The sequence below is a fragment of the Streptomyces sp. NPDC050508 genome (assembly GCF_040655155.1).
Lineage (GTDB): Bacteria > Actinomycetota > Actinomycetes > Streptomycetales > Streptomycetaceae > Streptomyces.
Window position 1 is genome coordinate 583,452 of the sequence record NZ_JBFAJJ010000002.1, and the last position, 18,526, is coordinate 601,977.

At 69.3% G+C, this 18,526-nt stretch carries 12 protein-coding genes and 2 tRNA genes; 4 read left to right on the forward strand and 10 right to left on the reverse strand.

Features of this window, described 5'->3' with window-relative positions; translation table 11 throughout:
* Positions 1 to 164 precede the first annotated feature (164 nt).
* The gene (locus tag AB0I69_RS07875; protein ID WP_363094693.1) at positions 165 to 1,622 is read right to left on the reverse strand and encodes a DHA2 family efflux MFS transporter permease subunit; all 1,458 of its coding nucleotides are present in this window, start codon (positions 1,620 to 1,622) and stop codon (positions 165 to 167) included.
* Positions 1,623 to 1,887: 265 nt separating this feature from the next.
* Between AB0I69_RS07875 and AB0I69_RS07880 the strand changes: the two genes are divergently transcribed.
* Complete coding sequence (locus tag AB0I69_RS07880; protein WP_363094694.1) at positions 1,888 to 2,889, forward strand: beta-ketoacyl-ACP synthase 3; 1,002 nt, start codon at positions 1,888 to 1,890, stop codon at positions 2,887 to 2,889.
* A gap of 55 nt (positions 2,890 to 2,944) precedes the next feature.
* Here the strand turns inward: AB0I69_RS07880 and AB0I69_RS07885 are convergent, their stop codons facing one another.
* The 3 genes from AB0I69_RS07885 to AB0I69_RS07895 form a co-directional block, all read right to left on the reverse strand.
* The gene (locus tag AB0I69_RS07885; RefSeq protein WP_363094695.1) at positions 2,945 to 6,235 is read right to left on the reverse strand and encodes a BTAD domain-containing putative transcriptional regulator; all 3,291 of its coding nucleotides are present in this window, start codon (positions 6,233 to 6,235) and stop codon (positions 2,945 to 2,947) included.
* A 584-nt stretch (positions 6,236 to 6,819) separates the two neighbouring features.
* Positions 6,820 to 7,455: a hypothetical protein gene (locus tag AB0I69_RS07890; RefSeq protein ID WP_363094696.1), complete on the reverse strand. Its 636-nt coding sequence runs from the start codon at positions 7,453 to 7,455 to the stop codon at positions 6,820 to 6,822.
* A gap of 190 nt (positions 7,456 to 7,645) precedes the next feature.
* Positions 7,646 to 7,718 (reverse strand) — tRNA-Ala (locus AB0I69_RS07895).
* A 180-nt stretch (positions 7,719 to 7,898) separates the two neighbouring features.
* Between AB0I69_RS07895 and AB0I69_RS07900 the strand changes: the two genes are divergently transcribed.
* Both AB0I69_RS07900 and AB0I69_RS07905 read left to right on the forward strand, forming a co-directional pair.
* Entirely contained in the window at positions 7,899 to 8,447 is a 549-nt protein-coding gene (locus AB0I69_RS07900; protein WP_019055167.1) for a DNA-binding protein, read from the forward strand.
* Positions 8,448 to 8,641: 194 nt separating this feature from the next.
* Complete coding sequence (locus tag AB0I69_RS07905) at positions 8,642 to 10,096, forward strand: protein kinase (protein ID WP_363094697.1); 1,455 nt, start codon at positions 8,642 to 8,644, stop codon at positions 10,094 to 10,096.
* 35 nt (positions 10,097 to 10,131) lie between these two features.
* Here the strand turns inward: AB0I69_RS07905 and AB0I69_RS07910 are convergent, their stop codons facing one another.
* Together AB0I69_RS07910 and AB0I69_RS07915 are read right to left on the reverse strand one after the other, a co-directional pair.
* On the reverse strand, positions 10,132 to 11,394 hold the full coding sequence (locus tag AB0I69_RS07910) for a hypothetical protein (RefSeq protein WP_363094698.1): 1,263 nt from the start codon (positions 11,392 to 11,394) through the stop codon (positions 10,132 to 10,134).
* 257 nt (positions 11,395 to 11,651) lie between these two features.
* Positions 11,652 to 11,780 carry a DLW-39 family protein gene (locus tag AB0I69_RS07915; RefSeq protein WP_003999697.1) on the reverse strand — a complete coding sequence of 43 codons (129 nt, stop codon included), beginning with the start codon at positions 11,778 to 11,780 and terminating at the stop codon, positions 11,652 to 11,654.
* A gap of 338 nt (positions 11,781 to 12,118) precedes the next feature.
* Between AB0I69_RS07915 and AB0I69_RS07920 the strand changes: the two genes are divergently transcribed.
* On the forward strand, positions 12,119 to 12,460 hold the full coding sequence (locus tag AB0I69_RS07920) for a DUF6344 domain-containing protein (protein ID WP_363094699.1): 342 nt from the start codon (positions 12,119 to 12,121) through the stop codon (positions 12,458 to 12,460).
* A gap of 213 nt (positions 12,461 to 12,673) precedes the next feature.
* Here AB0I69_RS07920 and AB0I69_RS07925 read toward each other — a convergent pair.
* The 4 genes from AB0I69_RS07925 to gyrB form a co-directional block, all read right to left on the reverse strand.
* A tRNA-Ile gene (locus AB0I69_RS07925) sits at positions 12,674 to 12,750 on the reverse strand.
* 124 nt (positions 12,751 to 12,874) lie between these two features.
* Positions 12,875 to 13,669, reverse strand: coding sequence for a DUF3566 domain-containing protein (locus AB0I69_RS07930; protein WP_363094700.1), 795 nt, complete (start codon positions 13,667 to 13,669; stop codon positions 12,875 to 12,877).
* An 18-nt stretch (positions 13,670 to 13,687) separates the two neighbouring features.
* A complete protein-coding gene (gene gyrA, locus AB0I69_RS07935; protein WP_363094701.1) occupies positions 13,688 to 16,279 on the reverse strand; it encodes a DNA gyrase subunit A in 2,592 nt (863 codons plus the stop codon).
* Between the two features lie 42 nt (positions 16,280 to 16,321).
* Positions 16,322 to 18,382, reverse strand: coding sequence for a DNA topoisomerase (ATP-hydrolyzing) subunit B (gene gyrB, locus AB0I69_RS07940; protein ID WP_363094702.1), 2,061 nt, complete (start codon positions 18,380 to 18,382; stop codon positions 16,322 to 16,324).
* Positions 18,383 to 18,526 lie beyond the last annotated feature (144 nt).

The following is an 18,526-nucleotide window of genomic DNA, read 5'->3' on the forward strand; positions in this document are numbered from 1 at the left end:
GACTCCTTCAGCAGGCATTCCGGTCGTACGGGTGGATGGATCCGTGGTGCGGAAAACGCTCCGGCGGGGCCGTGGTCCCTGGGGAGCCACGGCCCCGCCGGAGCCGGGCGGTCACCCACGGGGGAGGTGGCCGCGACCGGCACTCGGAGGGGGAGAGCCGGACGTCAGCTCCGGTCGGCGGTTGCCGTGCCTTCCGAAGAGGTGGCGGCGGCCTGGGCGGCAGCTGCCTGCGCCCGCATGTAGGCCTGGATCTGCTGCTGGGTCTCGGCGATCTGCGCCATCGACTTCTTGGTGAACAGCCAGAACGCCGGCACCGCGGAGGCGGCGATGAAGATCCCCGCGAGCAGGAACGCGTCACGGTACGGCTTCGGGGTGCTCAGGTTGCCCGCGGCGAACACCGCGGCCATCGCGGCGACACCGACCGACCCGCCGAACTGCCGGGCCGTGGTGGCCATTCCGGTGCCGGTGGCGAACTTCAGCGGGTGCACCGAGATGGACGCCGCGGTCGTCACGCTGGTGAGCGCCGCGCCGATGGCCGCACCGCCGAACGCGCCGTACGGCAGCCACAGGGCCAGGAACTCCCGGTCGGAGCCGAGACCCGAGTACGCCCAGATGCTCAGCCCCAGGAAGACGACGGCGGCCACGATGACGACCGGCCGCTGCTGGGCGGGCTTGAGCCGGCGGCCCACCGAGATGGCGGCGACCGCGGAGAGCACCGCTCCGGGGGTGACGGCGAGACCGGCCTTGAGCACGGAGTAGTGCCAGATCGTGGTGAGGTACAGCGGCCCGGACAGGAACCAGACGAACAGGCCGGCGCCGAGCAGGAACGCGGTGAGGTTGGCCGCCGCGAACATCGACGTGCCCCACAGCTTGGTCTCCACCGCCGGGGCCGGGTGGCTGCGGGAGCGCAGCAGCGAGTAGGCGATGAGGAACACGCCGGCCCCGATCCAGATCCACGTCCTGGCCTGGTCCCAGCCCCAGTCGCCGCCCTTGGTGAGGCCGATGACGACGCCGGCGAGACCGAGGGTGATCGTCGCCGTGCCGACCAGGTCGGGCAGCGGGGACTTCTCCACCGGACGGTCGGGCAGGGACTTGGCGCCGAGGATCACGGCAAGGCCGATCGGGATGTTCAGAATGAACACCGCGCGCCAGTCGATCTCACTGACCAGCAGTCCGCCCAGCGAGGGGCCGGCGGCGGCGGCCATGGAACCGGCCGCCCCCCACATGCCGATGGCCTCGGACCGCTTCTCGGCAGGCGTCTCGGAGAGCACGATGCCGAGCGCGGCGGGGATCATGCCCGCCGAGCCGATGCCCTGGACAGCGCGGGCGGCGATCAGCGCTCCGACGTTCGGCGCCACGGCGCAGGCGAGAGAGGCGATGCTGAACAGACCGACCGACCACAGGAACAGCTTTTTCCGCCCCAGGATGTCGGCGAAACGCCCGGCCGGGGTCAGCAGCGCGGCGAAGAGAATGCCGTAACTGGTCACCACCCAGGTCAAGTTGGTCAGGGACTCCGCGGGGAAGTCCTCATGCAGGGCCGGGAAGGCCACGTTGACGATCGTCGTGTCGAGGAAGGCCATGAACGTGGCTGCCGACGTGAGCAGCAGCGCCTTCCCCGCCATGGACGGCTCGGTGCGAGACGCAAGCGGACTTGAGGTCACCAGTCATCCTTCCAACCAAATTACATTCCCTTGGTATGCAAGTACATACCGAAGGTATGTGACTGTCAAGCCGTATCCGCGCACGCCGTGTCCGTACACCCGGTCGTCGCGATGTCACGCGGGGTGGCCCCGTCCGGCGCGTAAAGCCTTCGAAGGCAGCGAGCGAGGAAACAGGCAGCAAGGGAACGGGCACACACGCGAGGCAGGCCGACGACAGGAGTCCCGGGTGAACACCACGCACGTCGCGCACACCCCCGTGCCGGACCGCCACCATGCGGTTCTGCTCGGCATCGGGAGCTACCGGCCCCGACGGATCGTCACCAACGAGGAGATCTGCCGCACCCTGGACTCGAACCCCGAGTGGATCCTGCGCCGCAGCGGCATCAGGACCCGCTGCTTCGCCGGTCCCGACGAGACGCTGGAGGAGATGGGGGTCACCGCCGCCGGGAAGGCCCTCGCCGACGCCGGTGTCGCACCCGACCAGGTCGATCAGGTGCTGGTCGCCACCATGTCGGACGTCGGCGGTGCGGACACCGGGGCGGCGGACGCGCTCGCCGCGCGGATCGCCCGCCGGCTGGGCATCGCCGGGCAGGGCTGGCAGGTCGGCGCCGCCTGCGCCGGTTTCACCGTGGGCATGGCACTGGCCGCGGCGTCCGTCGCGAGCGGCCAGGCCCGCACCTGCCTGGTCGTCGGCGTGGAGCGGATGTCGGACATCCTCGACCCCCGGGACCGCTCCACCGCCTTCCTGTTCTCGGACGGGGCGGGCGCGGCCGTCGTGGGACGCGGCACGGAGCCGGGCATCGGGAGCGTGGTGTGGGGCACGGACCCCACGCTGCGCGAGGCGATCACCGTGCGGGAGGAGCCCGGGCACGCGGGACCCGTGCTGCGCATGCAGGGCTCCACGGTCTTCCGCTGGGCGGTGACGCAGTTGCCCGACGTCGTACGCGAGGTGCTGGCCCGCTCGGGTCTGGAGCCCGGCGACGTCCAGGCGTTCGTCCCGCACCAGGCGAACCTGCGCATCACCGAGGCCGTCGCACAGAGCGTGGGCTTCCCCTCCGATGTCGTCGTGGCCCGTGACGTCGTGGACCAGGGCAACACCTCGGCGGCCTCCATCCCGCTCGCCCTCGACCGCCTGCGCACCTTCGGAGCCCTGCGCGAGGGAGACCTCGCGGTACTGGTCGGATTCGGGTCCGGCCTGACGTATGCCGGGACGGTGGTACGCCTCTGACCAGCGGGCGGGGCTTGCCCGGGCAAGCCCCGCCGGGGCTGCTGACGCCCGCGCGTCAGCGGGCCGCCGTGCCCAGCAAGGTCCGCAGGGTGTCGGCCTCCGGTACCGCGAGAGGCCCGGCCAGGCGCAGTGCCCGGCGCCAGAGCCGTTCGGGGCAGCCGTGGCCCGGCGCGGTACCGGCGACACGGCCCCAGGACAGCAGGGTCCGCAGCTCACCCAGACGGTGACCCGCCACCCGGTACAGCGCGGAAGCCCGGCGGTAACCGGCGGAGGCGGCCTCGTACCGCCCGGAAGCCAGTGCGCAGTCCGCCTCCAGGACCAGCAACTGCGCGGTGACCAGGTTCATATGACCCCCGTGGAGGGCCTGCCGGGTACTTCGGCAGGCCGCCAGCGCCTCCTCGTACAGGCCCAGCCGGATGTACGTGGCCGCCCGCTCGGCCTGGGCGCGGGCCACCGCCTGCCGGTAGTGGATCTGCTCCGCGAGCAGCAACGCCTTGCCGAGGCTGCGCATGGCCACGTCCGTGTGCTCGGCCGCGGCCTCGACCGCGCCCAGCCGGATCAGGCAGTCCGCCTCGATACGGGGGTCCGACAGGTGCGGGATGGCGACATGCGCCTCGCGTGCGGAGGCCACCGCCCGGGCGTGCTCCCCCAGGTCGCTGAAGAGCGCCGCCCGGCAGGTCAGCGCGATGGCCACGCCCTCGTGGAAATCCATGTCGCGGCTCGACCTGATGGCCAGTTCGCACCACTGGTCGGCCTCGCCGTACTGCCCCAGCTTGCGCAGGGTCAGCGCGATGTAGGCGGGCAGCCGGACCTGTCCGAACCGGGAGTCCACCCGTTCCGCCAGCCTCAGCGAACTGCGGTAGTCGCTCAGGGCTGACACCAGGTCACCCGTGTCATAGGCGTTGCGCGCCAGCCGCCCCAGGGCGTTGGCCTGCCCGGCCAGGTCGCCGAGGCTCTCGTGGATGTGCAGCGCGGCGCGCATGTACCGGTTCGCGAGCCCGATCATCCCGACCGACCAGTACGACCGGCCGAGGACCGCCAGCGAGAGCGCCTCCCCGGCCCGCCACGACGCGTCCCGGCTGACGGTGAGCGCCTCCCTGCCCAACCGCTGCTCGCTGGAGTAACGGCCCTCCCGGTACCGCGAGTCCGCGAGGTTGAGCAGCATCGCCGTGTTCGCCCGCAGGTTCTCCGACTTGGCCGCCGCGCTCTGCGCCGCCTCCACGGCCGCCGACCAGTCGTCGCCGCCCGGATGCAGCCGGATGAAGCCGAGCATCGCGTCGGCCAGCCGCCAGCTCGCCGGGCCCAGCCCGCGTTCGGCGGCGAGCTTGATGGCCGCGCAGAGATTGGCCTTCTCCTGGTCCAGCCAGGCCATCCCGACGACTTCGCCGGCCTCGCCGCCGGACCGCCCGGCCGGATCGGGAGAGGCCGCGTTCTCCCCGCGGTGCACCCCCGATATCTGAATACCGCTGGCGCTGCTGGCCCGTTCCACCGACTGCCGGTACCACTCCAGCAGCCGCAGCAGGACGTCCCGGTGCACCTCCCCCGGGTCCTCCTCGCCCGCGCGCCCCGCCGCGTACTCCTTGACCATGTCGTGCATCCGGTAGCGGCGCGGCGCGCACTCGGACAGCAGGTTGGCCCGCATCAGCGCCCCGATCCGCTCCTCCAGCAGGGCGAACGAGCCGTCCGTCAACGCCGCCACCGTGTCCCGCCCGAACTCGGTGCCCGGAATGACGCCCAGCTGCCTGAACAGCTGCCGCAGATCCGCTCCGAGCTTGCCGTACGACAGGCCCAGCGCCTGGTTGATCGCACCGTGCGCGTCCGCGCTGTCCACGGCCGGAATCCGCGCGAGCACCTCCTCCAGAGGCTCTTCGGGATGGCTCGCGGCATAGGCACCGCTGAGCCGCACGGTCAACGGCAGCAGCCCCGAGGCCCGGACGATCCCGGCCGCCGCCTCCGGCTCCTGCTCCACCCGGTCCCTGCCGACCAGCGAGGCCAGCAGGGCTAGCGCCGACTCGTCGTCCAGCGTGTCCAGCAGCACCTCGCCGGCGAAGTAGGTCGCGCTCAGCTCCGGCATCCGCTCCCGGCAGGTCACCACGACCGCGCTGCCGTCGACACTCGGGGGCAGCAGGTGGCGCACCTGGTCGGGTCCCGCCGCGTCGTCCAGGACCATCAGCACCCGCCGCCCGACCAGCAACGTCCGGTACAGCGCGGCCCGTTCATCGAGCCCGTACGGTATGTCGGCGGCCGGCAGCCCCAGCGCGAGCAGCACCTGAGCGAGTATCTCGGTCGGTTCGAGGGGCGGCAGATGCTGCTCGTGCCCACGCAGCGCCACGAAGAACTGCCCGTCGGGGAACGACGGACCACCCCGCTGCGCCCACCGCAGCGCCATCGTCGTCTTGCCGACACCGGCCATACCGCTGATCACGGCGAGATTGCTGCTGTGCTGAGCCGTGGGCCCCGCCGGAGAGCTCGCCGGCGTCAACAGCGCGTCCAGTTCCAGCAGTTCTCGCTCACGGCCCGCGAAGTACCCGGTACTGCGGGGCACCTGGAGCCGGTCACGGGCCCGCGTGACGACGGAGACCGCGCTGCTCCCGTCCCTCCCGTCGCCGAGTGACCGCTCGGTGTTCAGCAGCCGCTCGCCCGCCCCGCGCAGCGCCTCTCCGGGCCGCGTCGAGAGGTCACGGGCCAACCGCTCCCTGGCCTGCTCGTACGTCCGCAGCGCCGCGGCCAGGTTTCCGCTGTCCCGGTGGGCCAGCACCAGCCGGAGCGCCAACTCCTCGTCGTAGGGCCGCTCCTCGGTCATCCACTGGAGCTGCGTGAGGATCTCGTGCGGCCGGCCGAGCCTCAGCTGCGTGTCGAAGAAGTCCAGCAGGGCGGTCTGCCGCTCGCTGTCCAGGGTCGTGCTCAGCGACTCGACGCGCGTGCCCCACAGGTCACCGAGCGCGGTCCCCGACCACTCTGCCAGCGCGGACCGCAGCAGCTCGCAGCGCTCCTCGTCGTCCCGTACCACGGCGGCCCGGGAGGTCAGGTCCCGGAACCGGTACAGGTCCACAGCCGACGGATCGACCCGCAGCACATATCCGCTGGCCTGCGACAACAGGGCCGGTCGCCCGGGTGCGGCGGCCATGACCTTGCGCAACCGCGTCGCGTAGCCGGCGAGTGCGTTGCGTGCCTGCTGCGGCGGCCGCTCGCCCCAGACGAATTCCGCGAGCCGATCACTGGGCACCACGTTGTTCACGTCCACCAACAACACAGCCAGCAGGCAGCGTTGCCGCGCGTGTCCGATGTCCAGATCGCTCCCACCGACCAATGCCCGTACCGGTCCCAGTACCCGCAGGTCGATCACAGTGGACTCCACTCAAGCGTTCGACAGTTACTGTCCAGTCTTCACGGGTTCCACACAGAAAGCAGCACCAGCATTATCGAACGCGGGTGTGAACAGTAGGCACTTTGGGAGCTATGTGGCGAACATAACGTCAACCTCCAATGTTCACCCCCGGACTCGACATCACTCACGATTTGCCCAAGCGAAGAACTTGCACGTCCGACCCACTCCCCGACGGAAGCGGACGGAACGGAGGGAAACCATGTCGCTTCGGGTGACTTATGGGGCTGCCGCATCACGACCCTGCGCTGGTGAGGTCGGCATCGGGACGCTCGGCGCACCCCTCCCGCCCCTCCGGGCGGGCCTGCCCGACGACCCAGGACACGGCCGACCGGTTGATTCCAAGTGCATATGACTCAATGCCGCGCCGGGACGGCACCGATCGTGTCCCTTGTCATGGTGCAGCCGGTCAACTGACGGACTTTCCAGTGGTGTTGGGGAGTACCGAGGGGCGCTTTCCCGGACCTCGGTCCATCACCCACCACGTTCCCCAGGGCCGCAGAGGAACAGAGCAGAGGGAACGTCGGTTCCCCCGTACGGCGACGTCAGCCGAGTACGCGCGAGAGTTCACCGACCGGCGCGAGCACGTGCCCGCCCTCGCCCGCGCACCACCACACGGCCGTGCCGTTCCGCTCCGAGCCGTGGACGCCGAGCTCATGTCGGGGGCACACCGGCCAGACCCGCCAGGTCCGTTCGAGCAGGCTCTCCTGGGTCATGACCGCCAGGCTGGTCAGTGCGACGGCCGGGTCGTCGCACATGTTCGGCAGGATGGGGCCGCCCCAGTTGAGCCGTACGCCGTCGGCGAGGCGGACACCGGCTCCCACCGGGAACCAGTCCTCCAGGACCTCGATCTCCGGTTCACCCTCGATCCCACGCGTGGTCAGGTCGCGGGCCATGACCCGCAACGCGGCACGCAACGTCTCCAAACGCTCGGGTGCGAGGTCGAAGCCGGGTTCGAAGTCCACGTCGTCCAGGATGCGCCGGGCCAGGGCGGTCATCTCCGCCGGCGACACGTCGGCCGGGTTCCGCTCCACGACCTCCAGGATGGCGTCGGTGCAGTGGAACCAGTCGAGCAGTTCGCAGGCGAGGGCGACGACTTGCTGCGGGTCGAGGTTGCCCTCACGCAGACCGAGGTAGACCCCGCGCTCCAGTTGTTCGGCATGCGCTTCGCGCTCAGCCATGTCGTCACGCACCGTAACTACGAGGTAACCAGGGGATCCATCAGGCGAGACACACCACCCGGAAGCCCCGCAAAACGGCCCAACACAGCTGTTCGCCAGCACCACCACCACGCTGACACGTCAGCACGGAAACCCGGGACGAAAGAACCCCTCCGACCACGTTTCCGCAGTTCAGAGGGGTCATCGTAAGTGGAGCCTAGGGGAGTCGAACCCCTGACATCTGCCATGCAAAGACAGCGCTCTACCAACTGAGCTAAGGCCCCGCTAGAGAAGCATCCGACCGGCAGAACCACACACCAGCGGGCTTCGGAGAACAGAGTACCGGGTCACCCCCGGTATCTCGCAAAAAGATAGGGCTCCCGGTGAACGACCACTCTCCGTAAGATGCTCGTCGTGGTTCGCTGGAGCGAACCGCGGTTTTGGGGAAGCGATGGGGAGACGCAATGGACGCCGCACAGCAGGAAGCCACCGCCAGAGCGCGGGAGCTGCAGCGGAATTGGTACGGGGAGCCTTTGGGGGCGCTCTTCCGTAAGCTCATCGACGATCTTGGTCTCAACCAGGCTCGTCTCGCGGGGGTGTTGGGACTGTCCGCGCCGATGTTGTCCCAGCTGATGAGCGGTCAGCGGGCGAAGATCGGCAATCCCGCCGTGGTGCAGCGGGTGCAGTTGCTGCAGGACCTGGCGGGGCAGGTCGCGGACGGCAGCGTGAGCGCGGCCGAGGCGACCGAGCGCATGGACGAGATCAAGAAGTCCCAGGGGGGCTCGGTGCTCAGCAACACCACGACCACGACGAGCAGCTCGGGAGCGCCCACGGTCAAGCGGGTGGTCCGCGAGATCCAGTCACTGCTGCGCTCGGTGGCCGCCGCGGGCGACATCATCGACGCGGCGGACACTCTCGCCCCGACCCACCCGGAACTGGCAGAGTTCCTCCGGGTGTACGGCGCCGGCCGCACCTCGGACGCGGTCGCGCACTACCAGTCCCACCAGAGCTGAGCCCCACGGCCCGGCCGCCGATCGGGGGTTCGGCAGCCGGGCACGCGGTCGGCGAGAGGCACGAGGGGGTCGTGTCACTCACCGGAAGCGACGTGAGGCAGTGCCGCGAGGACAAGTGCCGTGAGGGGGAGTCGTATCGCTCGTCTCGGGGGAAGCAACGGGGGTAGCCGAAGGGGGAGGAGCGACGCACAGCCATGGGTGAGGTCTTCGCCGGCCGGTACGAACTGGCCGACCCGATCGGGCGCGGAGGTGTCGGCGCGGTCTGGCGTGCCTGGGACCACCGCCGCCGTCGCTATGTGGCGGCCAAGGTCCTGCAGCAGAGCGACGCGCACTCCCTGCTGCGCTTCGTACGGGAACAGGCGCTGCGGATCGACCACCCCCATGTACTCGCACCGGCCAGCTGGGCCGCCGACGACGACAAGGTCCTGTTCACCATGGACCTGGTGGCCGGCGGTTCGCTCGTCCATCTCATCGGGGACTACGGCCCACTGCCCCCCGCGTTCGTCTGCACGCTGCTCGACCAGCTCCTCTCCGGTCTCGCCGCGGTGCACGCGGAAGGCGTCGTGCACCGTGACATCAAGCCCGCGAACCTGCTCCTCGAAGCCACCGGCACGGCCCGCCCGCGACTGCGCCTGTCCGACTTCGGCATCGCCATGCGGCTGGGCGAGGCGCGCCTGACGGAGACCAACCTCGTGGTGGGCACGCCCGGTTACCTCGCGCCCGAGCAGATGATGGGCGCGGAGCCGGACTTCCCCGCCGACCTGTTCGCCGTAGGACTGGTGGCGCTGTATCTGCTGGAGGGGGCCAAGCCGGACTCCAAGGCGCTTGTCCAGTACTTCGCGGAGCACGGGACCCCGGGGGCGCCCAAGGGCATTCCCGAAGCGCTGTGGCAGGTCGTGGCGCTGATGCTGCAGCCCGACCCGCAGGCCCGCTTCCGCACCGCCACGGGCGCACGCAAGGCGCTCGCAGCGGCCAGGGAACTCCTGCCCGAGCCCGGCCCCGACGACGAGTTGATCGAGATCTTCGATCAACTGGGGCCACTTCCTTCGGGGTTCGCACCCGAGGGTCCGCTGAAGCGGGCTTCCGGGGTGGACACCGGGGCGACCCCGTCTCCCTCGCCGTCCAAGTCTTTCGAAGCCGAGCCAAAGCCCAAGCCAAAGCCCAAGCCAAAGCCCAAGACCGAACCCGAGAACGACACGGGTACCGGCCTCAGCGGCGGGAGGCCCGCCCCGGCCAGGCCCGGCACTGACTCCGTGTCCCTCGATCCACGGCAGGGCATCACCTCCCGGCCGTCCCCGATGTCGGACACCGGCAGCTTCCACCTGCCACCTCCACTGGCTCCGCCGGTACAACAGGCAGACCAAGCACGCCAGACAGACCAGGCAGACCAAGTCGGTCAGTACCAGCCCGTGTACTCCCCCCATGACCGCACGCATGTCCTGTCCTCCCCCCAGCCTCGCGTCGAACCCTCTACTGCTTCATACACCGCTCAGGTCCCGCAGGTTCCACCGTCCGCGCCGCCGGTTCCGCAGCACCGGGGCAGGCGCGCCCGGCGCCGCCCCGGGCCGCCGGCGAGGGTGACGATCCCGGTCCTGCTGCTCGCGCTGGCCTGCTACGCCGTGGGGTTCTGGGCGCTGGCCCGCATCTGACCGGTCCGCCAGTCCAAGAGGCCGTGCGGCGGCAGCTACAGCGCAGCCGTCGAAGCCCGCCGTCGCGCCGCCACCGTCCACACGCCGAGCGTCAGCAGCAGCACGCTGCCCGCGCCGATCCCGGCCGCCGCGAGCACCTTCATCGCGGTGTCGCCTCCCCCGGCGCTCCCCGTCACCGCCGCCGCACGGTCCTGTGAGGTGACCTCGAAGATGTTCCGGGGTGCGGACTGCGCCACGTACCCGGGACCGGCGTGCGCCGTACCGGCGACGCGCACGCGCAGTGTCACCGGGAACGGTCCCTGGCCGAAGCTGTCGGCCAGCTGCGCGGCGAGGTGCACGACGAGGTAGTACGACCCGGCGAAGCGCATCCCGTTCTCGTGCTCGACGACGGAGTACCGGTTGCGGTACTCGACGGGCGGCAGGGCCTCCAGGGCGGCCGAGTCCTGGGTGCCCCGGTAGCCGAGGCCTGCCTCGTCGACGGAGCCGCGCACGGGGTTGTAGAGCGCCAGGTCCAGCGCGCGGGTCACATAGCCGCTGCCGCCGTTCGAACCGCCCAGTTCGGCGGTGACGGAGAGCTGCTGCCCCCAGTCGACCGGCACCTTGTAGAAGAGGGTCCGCCCGGGCTCGACGTCGTCCCGCCACGCTCCCGGTCCGACGGCGACCGCCCCGGCGAAGCCCGAGCCGCCCGCCCGGTGCCGGGCCTCCCCCGTGACGGCTTCGGGCGACGCCGAGTCCCAGTCCTGGGGCGCGTCGGTCACGCCGGCCTGTGTCAGGGGAGGTTCCGACACCGCGGTGAGTTCCAGGCCCCAGGTGTCGGGCGAGGAGCCCGACGCGTCGACGCGCTCGACGAGTACGTAGTACTTGCCGCCGCCCTTGCACAGGGCCTTGCCCGACTCCCACGCGGCCCAGGCGGCCACGGGGTGGGGGCTCCTGTCCGCGCCGAAGGTGGCGCTCTGGTGGGTGCAGGCGGTGCCCGTGGCGTTCTGCATCGACACCCTGATGCCGTCGGTGGCGGCGACCGTGGTGCCCGCCGGAGGCACGGCGGTCACGGAGACGTAGGCGTTGGACGTGCCGTCGAGTTCGAGGCCGTAGTAGAGCCTGGCGCCCTTCGCGAGGGAACTCCTGTACGCCCCGCCGAGATTCAGGACTTCGGCGTCGGCCGTGCTGGTCGCTCCGTCGACGACCTGGTCACCCGTGCCGTAGCCGTAGGGGCTCGATGACCCGGCCGCCGTGGCGGGCTGCCCCGTCAGGGCCGCCGTCGCGCACAGCACCGCGACGAGGACACCGACACGTCGCACGACCCCAGCGACGGGCGTACGACCGCCCTGTGCCCGCGTCCGCCACCACGCCGTACGCCGCCCCATCACGCGCCACCCCTCGTCGTTGCTCCGGACGTGGCCCATCCTGCCCCGCACGCGCGCGTGGCATCCGGGCAATCCGTACGAGCGTCCGAAACGCCCGGGTCGAGGCGGCCGTACCCGCACGAGGGCGAGGGCGCAACACAAAGCCCCGACCGCCAAGCGGTCGGGGCGTGCTCAGAACTGGATCTCGGTACTCACGAACCCGTGGGCACGGAGTCGGTCGCCTCCGTCCACAGATCCTGCTCGGCGCGATCCGCCTGGATCTGGCGGTACACGAGGAGCCCGCCGATGGCGGCCAGTGCGACCAGGAGAAGCTTCTTCACCGCGCGACCTCGTCTTTCCTTGACGTAGGGGACCTCTGTCGCCCGACTATACACACCGACCGAGACCGATCGGTGACCTGCGTCCGCGGCCAACTCCCGCCCGGGACAGCGCAGTAGGAGCGGACGGAACCGCTCCGATCGGAGGGTGATCACACCTCCACGGACGGTCACTTCACCCTCGCTTCTCCCGTCTTCCGCCGTTTTCTGGCTACTTGCACCCATCCGAGTGGTGTTCATCAGAACATCGACGCGCCACGGCCGTCGGTCCACCACTTCGCGACCTCCATACACATCATGAGGAAAGTACGCAAATCGCCCAACCTTGAAAGTGAGGGGCCATGACCCAGATCAAGGTCATGAAGTTGTGGAACGCCTTCGTCACCGCCTTCCTGGCGCTGTGCACGACGCTCGGACTCATCACGATCACCGCGACGGCCGCCGCCGCGACTCCTCAGTCCGAGGCGACGAGCACCAGCACCACCGCGCAGGTGACGACACCGGCGATCTCCCCGTGGTCCTTCACCAGGTCCCTGCCCCCCACGATGAAGCAACGCATCCGCGCCGAGGCCCACGGCAAGTCCCCCAGCTGCCGCCACCGCCCGCCGGCGGACACGGACGAGGCCACGGAGGCCCTGGAGGCCCCGGACTCCGCCGAGCCGGCGGTACCGCTCCAGCGCTGACGCGCCTCCTCACCTACTTCACGCCCCGACCTCTCTGACACAGCGGCGAACTTGCGTACAACGCTCCAGAGAAGACCCCCGAAGACCCCCGGCCCGTCGTGGCCGGGGGTCTTCCTGTTGCCAGTTGACCCGGCTGATAGCTGGTGGCTGGTGGCTGGTGTCAGCCGTAGACGCCGAAGACCCCCAACCGCAACCGGTTGGGGGTCTTCGTACTGGTGGGGCTAACAGGATTTGAACCTGTGGCCTCATCCTTATCAGGGATGCGCTCTAACCAACTGAGCTATAGCCCCGCCGCGCTCTGCGGAGTATGTCCCGCGCGCTGACTCCTGAAGATTAGCGCACGACATGGGCAGTCCCAAAATCGATAGTCACAGGACCGTCGGGAGGGGTTTCAACCCGTGTTCGCGCGACTTCTCACTCGTCCTCGGCAAGCGTCAGCTCGATGCCGCCGACGAAACCTGCGGAGAGGTTGTAGATGAACGCGCCGAGCGTCGCGAGAGCCGTGGCGAGGACGACGTCGATGACCGCGATGATCCCCGAGAACGTCAGGACGTGCGGAAGGGACAGGAAGGACTGCAGGTCGAAGCCGTTCGACTCGTTCGAGCCGGTCGCCTCCGAGATGGTGCCGCCGACCGTCGAGAAGACGCCCATCGCGTCCATGACCATCCACAGCACCGCGGACGCCACGACCGTGCAGATGCCCAGCGCGATGGAGAGCAGGAAGCTGACCTTCATCACCGACCACGGGTCGGCCTTGGCCACCCGCAGCCGCGCCTTGCGGGTACGCGGCGCGGTGCGCGCGCCCGTGCGCGGACGCCGTACGGCACCGCTCTGGGCGGCGGCCGGTGCCTGCGTGGGGTAGGCCTGCGGCGGGTGGTACGGCCCCGCGGCCTGCTGCGGCTGACGCTCGCCCGGCAGCGGGGAAGGCGGCGGCGCGACCGGCTGGGCCGGCGCCTGGCCCTGGGCCGGAGCCTTGGCACCGGGCGCGGCCGGGCCCGCACCGGCCGACTGCTGCTGGGTCTGCGGACCTCGGGTGTCCGTCACAGTTCCCCCCTGGGATCCATGCGAGTCGGGCGAGTGCGCGTCCGTCTTCTTCACGTCGATCGCACGCAGTTGGGTCGTGTGCGGATCTGTCGTGTTCGCGGCGGAGCCACGGCCGCCGCCGTCCGTGTCCGTACCGGTCGATCCGGCGCCCGTGGCTCCGCTCACGATGACTCTCTCCTCGTGCTACTCGACCGAGGGTGCGTCACCCTCGTCCGTGCCGGTGGTCGCGACACCCTCGGTGGTCTCGTCGACGGCTTCGTCGCCGACGACTTCCTCCGCCTCGGATCCCGCCTCGGCGTTACGAGCGATACCGACGACGGCATCGCGCTTGCCCAGGTTGATCAGTTGGACGCCCATGGTGTCACGGCCCGTCTCCCTGACCTCGTTGACTCGCGTACGAATCACACCGCCGGACAGCGTGATGGCGAGGATCTCGTCGGTCTCCTCGACCACCAGCGCGCCGACGAGAGAACCGCGGTCCTCGACGATCTTGGCGGCCTTGATACCGAGGCCGCCGCGACCCTGGACGCGGTACTCGTCGACGGCGGTGCGCTTCGCGTACCCGCCGTCTGTGGCAGTGAACACGAACGTACCGGGTCGAACAACATTCATCGAGAGAAGCTGGTCGCCCTCGCGGAAACTCATGCCCTTGACACCGGAGGTGGCACGCCCCATGGGACGCAGCGCGTCGTCCGTGGCGGTGAACCTGATCGACTGTGCCTTCTTGCTGATCAGCAGCAGATCGTCCTCGGACGAGACGAGTTCGGCGCCGATCAGTTCGTCGTCGGAACCGTCCTCCGTCTCACGGAGGTTGATCGCGATGACACCGCCGGAACGGGGCGAATCGTAATCCTTCAGAGGCGTCTTCTTGACCAGGCCGCCCTTGGTGGCGAGGACCAGGTAGGGCGCCGCTTCGTAGTCGCGGATCGCGAGGATCTCCGCGATGGCCTCGTCCGGCTGGAAGGCCAGCAGGTTCGCGACGTGCTGCCCGCGCGCGTCACGGCCGGCGTCCGGGAGTTCGTACGCCTTCGCGCGGTAGACGCGGCCCTTGTTGGTGAAGAACAGCAGCCAGTGGTGGGTGGTCGACACGAAGAAGTGGTCGACGATGTCGTCTTCCTTGAGCTTCGTGCCGCGTACGCCCTTGCCGCCGCGCTTCTGGGAGCGGTAGTCGTCGGCCTTGGTGCGCTTGACGTAGCCGCCGCGCGAGATGGTGACGACGATGTCCTCTTCGGCGATGAGGTCCTCGATGGACATGTCACCGTCGAAGGGCACCAGCATCGTCTTGCGGTCGTCGCCGAACTTCTCGACGATCGCGGCGAGTTCCTCGCTGACGATGCCACGCTGGCGGACCGGGGAGGCCAGGATCGCGTTGTACTCGGCGATCTTCGCCTGGAGTTCGTCGTGCTCCTGGATGATCTTCTGGCGCTCCAGGGCGGCCAGTCGACGCAGCTGCATCTCCAGGATGGCGTTCGCCTGGATCTCGTCGATCTCCAGGAGGGCCATCAAGCCCGTGCGGGCGATGTCGACGGTGTCGCTGCGCCGGATCAGCGCGATGACCTCGTCGATGGCGTCCAGGGCCTTCAGGAGGCCGCGCAGGATGTGCGCCCGCTCCTCGGCCTTGCGCAGCCGGAACTTCGTCCGGCGGACGATGACCTCGATCTGGTGCGCCACCCAGTGCCGGATGAACGCGTCGAGCGAGAGCGTGCGCGGCACACCGTCGACCAGGGCCAGCATGTTGGCGCTGAAGTTCGACTGCAGATCGGTGTGCTTGTAGAGGTTGTTCAGTACGACCTTGGCGACTGCGTCCCTCTTGAGGACGATGACGAGGCGCTGGCCGGTACGGGACGACGTCTCGTCGCGGACGTCCGCGATGCCGCCGACCTTGCCGTCCTTCACCAGGTCGGCGATCTTCTGCGCGAGGTTGTCGGGGTTGGTCTGGTAGGGGAGTTCGGTGACCACCAGGCACTGGCGGTTCTGGATCTCCTCGACCTCGACGACCGCGCGCATGGTGATCGAGCCACGACCGGTGCGGTACGCCTCTTCGATGCCCTTACGGCCGACGACGAGGGCGCCGGTCGGGAAGTCGGGGCCCTTGATGCGCTCGATCAGCGCGTCCAGGAGCTCCTCGTGGGAGGCCTCGGGGTTCTCCAGGCACCACTGGGCACCCGCCGCGACCTCACGGAGGTTGTGCGGCGGGATGTTGGTGGCCATGCCGACCGCGATGCCCGCCGAGCCGTTGATCAGCAGGTTCGGGAAGCGGGCCGGCAGGACGGTCGGCTCCTGGGAGCGGCCGTCGTAGTTGTCCGTGAAGTCGACGGTCTCCTCGTCGATGTCACGGACCATCTCCATGGACAGCGGCGCCAGCTTGCACTCGGTGTAGCGCATGGCGGCGGCGGGGTCGTTGCCCGGAGAGCCGAAGTTGCCGTTGGAGTCCACCAGCGGCATCCGCATCGACCACGGCTGCGCGAGGCGGACCAGCGCGTCGTAGATCGAGGAGTCGCCGTGCGGGTGGTAGTTGCCCATGACGTCGCCGACGACACGGGCGCACTTGTAGAAGCCCTTCTCGGGCCGGTAGCCGCCGTCGTACATGGCGTACAGGACGCGGCGGTGGACGGGCTTGAGGCCGTCACGGACGTCGGGCAGGGCTCGCGACACGATGACGGACATCGCGTAGTCGAGGTACGAGCGCTGCATCTCGGTCTCAAGCCCTACGGGCTCGACACGCTGAGCGATGACGCCCTCTTCAGGCGTACTAGGAGTGTTCTCGTCGGCCATTGCTGGTGAAGATCCTTCCTGGTGCGGTCAGCTGAGACCGACTCAGATGTCGAGGAAGCGGACGTCCTTGGCGTTGCGCTGGATGAACTGGCGGCGCGCCTCGACGTCCTCACCCATGAGGACCGAGAACAGGTCGTCGGCCTGCGCGGCGTCGTCCAGGGTGACCTGGCCGAGGACGCGGTGCTCCTGGTCCATCGTGGTGATGCGCAGCTCCTCGGCGTTCATCTCGCCGAGACCCTTGAAGCGCTGGATCGAGTCTTCCTTGATGCGCTTGCCGTTCTGCCGGCCCAGCTCGATCAGGGCGTCGCGCTCGCGGTCCGAGTACGCGTACTCGAAGTCGTCACGACCCCACTTGATCTTGTACAGCGGGGGACGCGACAGGAACACGTGCCCGGCCTCGACCAGCGGCCGCATGAAGCGGAACAGGAAGGTCAGCAGCAGGGTGCTGATGTGCTGACCGTCGACGTCGGCGTCCGCCATCAGGATGATCTTGTGATAACGCAGCCTGGCGATGTCGAAGTCCTCGTGGACTCCGGTGCCGAAGGCGGAGATCAGTGCCTGGATCTCCTGGTTCTGCAGGATCTTGTCGATCCTGGCCTTCTCGACGTTGAGGATCTTTCCTCGGATCGGAAGGATCGCCTGGTACTGCGGGTTCCGGCCGGACTTGGCCGAGCCGCCGGCGGAGTCACCCTCGACGATGAAGATCTCGCACTTGGTGGGGTCGTTCGACTGGCAGTCGGACAGCTTGCCCGGCAGGGACGCGGTCTCCAGGAGGCCCTTGCGACGGGTGAGGTCACGGGCCTTGCGGGCCGCCACGCGCGCGGTGGCCGCCTGGATGCCCTTGCGGATGATGTCCGAGGCCTCGTTCGGGTTGCGGTCGAGCCAGTCGTTGAGGTGCTCGTAGACCGCCTTCTGTACGAAGGTCTTCGCTTCGGTGTTGCCGAGCTTGGTCTTGGTCTGGCCCTCGAACTGCGGCTCGGCCAGCTTCACCGAGATGATCGCGGTCAGGCCCTCGCGGATGTCGTCGCCCGTGAGGTTGTCGTCCTTCTCGCGGAGCAGCTTCTTGTCGCGCGCGTACTTGTTGATCAGCGACGTCAGCGCGGCCCGGAAGCCCTCTTCGTGCGTACCGCCCTCATGCGTGTGGATGATGTTGGCGAAGGAGTACACACCCTCGCTGTAACCACTGTTCCACTGCATCGCGACTTCAAGGGACAGGCTCTTGTCCTTGTCCTCCGCCTCCAGGTCGATGACGGTCGGGTGCACCACGTCTCCCTTGCGGGAGTTGAGGTACGTCACGTAGTCGACGATGCCGCCCTCGTAGTGGTACGTGACGGTCTTGACCTCGTCCTTCTCGTCCGCACCCGCCTCGTCGGCACCGGCCGTGGCCTTCGCCAGCTCGCGCTCGTCAGTGAGTTTGATCGTCAAACCCTTGTTGAGGAACGCCATCTCCTGGAAGCGCCGCGACAGCGTCTCGAAGGAGTACTCGGTGGTCTCGAAGATGTCCGGGTCGGCCCAGAAGGTGACCGAGGTGCCGGTCTCGTCCGTGGCCTCGTGCTGCGCGAGCGGGGCGGTGGGGACGCCCAGCTTGTAGTCCTGCGTCCAGCGGTGGCCGTCGGTCCTGACCTCGACGGAGACCCGGCTCGACAGGGCGTTCACGACGGAGACGCCCACGCCGTGCAGACCGCCGGAGACCGCGTAGCCGCCGCCACCGAACTTGCCGCCCGCGTGCAGCACGGTCAGTACGACCTCGACGGCGGGCTTGCCCTCGGAGGGGACGATGCCCACCGGGATGCCGCGGCCGTTGTCGATGACGCGCACGCCGCCGTCGTGGAGGATCGTGACGTCGATCGTGTCCGCGTGCCCGGCCAGCGCCTCGTCGACGGAGTTGTCGACGACCTCCTGCACCAGGTGGTGCAGGCCGCGCTCACCGGTCGAGCCGATGTACATACCGGGCCGCTTGCGGACCGCGTCCAGCCCTTCGAGGACGGTGATCGCGCTGGCGTCGTACGAGGCGGTGACCTCGCCGTTCGAGGAGTGAGCCCCGCCGTTGGCGCCGGCGTCGGTGGAGGGGATGTTCTCGTTGGGGTTGCCGGAATCGGCCACGAAGCGCCCTTTCTGGCACAGCACAAGCCAGGCTCAGGCTGGTGGCCGGAGCGGCTGCGGCGTGTTGCGTTGGTAAGCCTTAGTCAGCGTTGCTCGGTGTCTGTCCCACAAGTGGGGCGGGATTGCTTCCAGTCTACCGGTAGC

Excerpts from the sequence above, each read along its gene's own strand:
- AB0I69_RS07875 (WP_363094693.1), bottom strand. The coding sequence starts at position 1,622 with ATGGCGGGGAAGGCGCTGCTGCTCACGTCGGCAGCCACGTTCATGGCC.
- AB0I69_RS07890 (WP_363094696.1), bottom strand. The coding sequence starts at position 7,455 with ATGGCTGAGCGCGAAGCGCATGCCGAACAACTGGAGCGCGGGGTCTAC.
- AB0I69_RS07900 (WP_019055167.1), top strand. The coding sequence starts at position 7,899 with ATGGACGCCGCACAGCAGGAAGCCACCGCCAGAGCGCGGGAGCTGCAG.
- AB0I69_RS07905 (WP_363094697.1), top strand. The coding sequence starts at position 8,642 with ATGGGTGAGGTCTTCGCCGGCCGGTACGAACTGGCCGACCCGATCGGG.
- AB0I69_RS07920 (WP_363094699.1), top strand. The coding sequence starts at position 12,119 with ATGACCCAGATCAAGGTCATGAAGTTGTGGAACGCCTTCGTCACCGCC.
- gyrA (WP_363094701.1), bottom strand. The coding sequence starts at position 16,279 with ATGGCCGACGAGAACACTCCTAGTACGCCTGAAGAGGGCGTCATCGCT.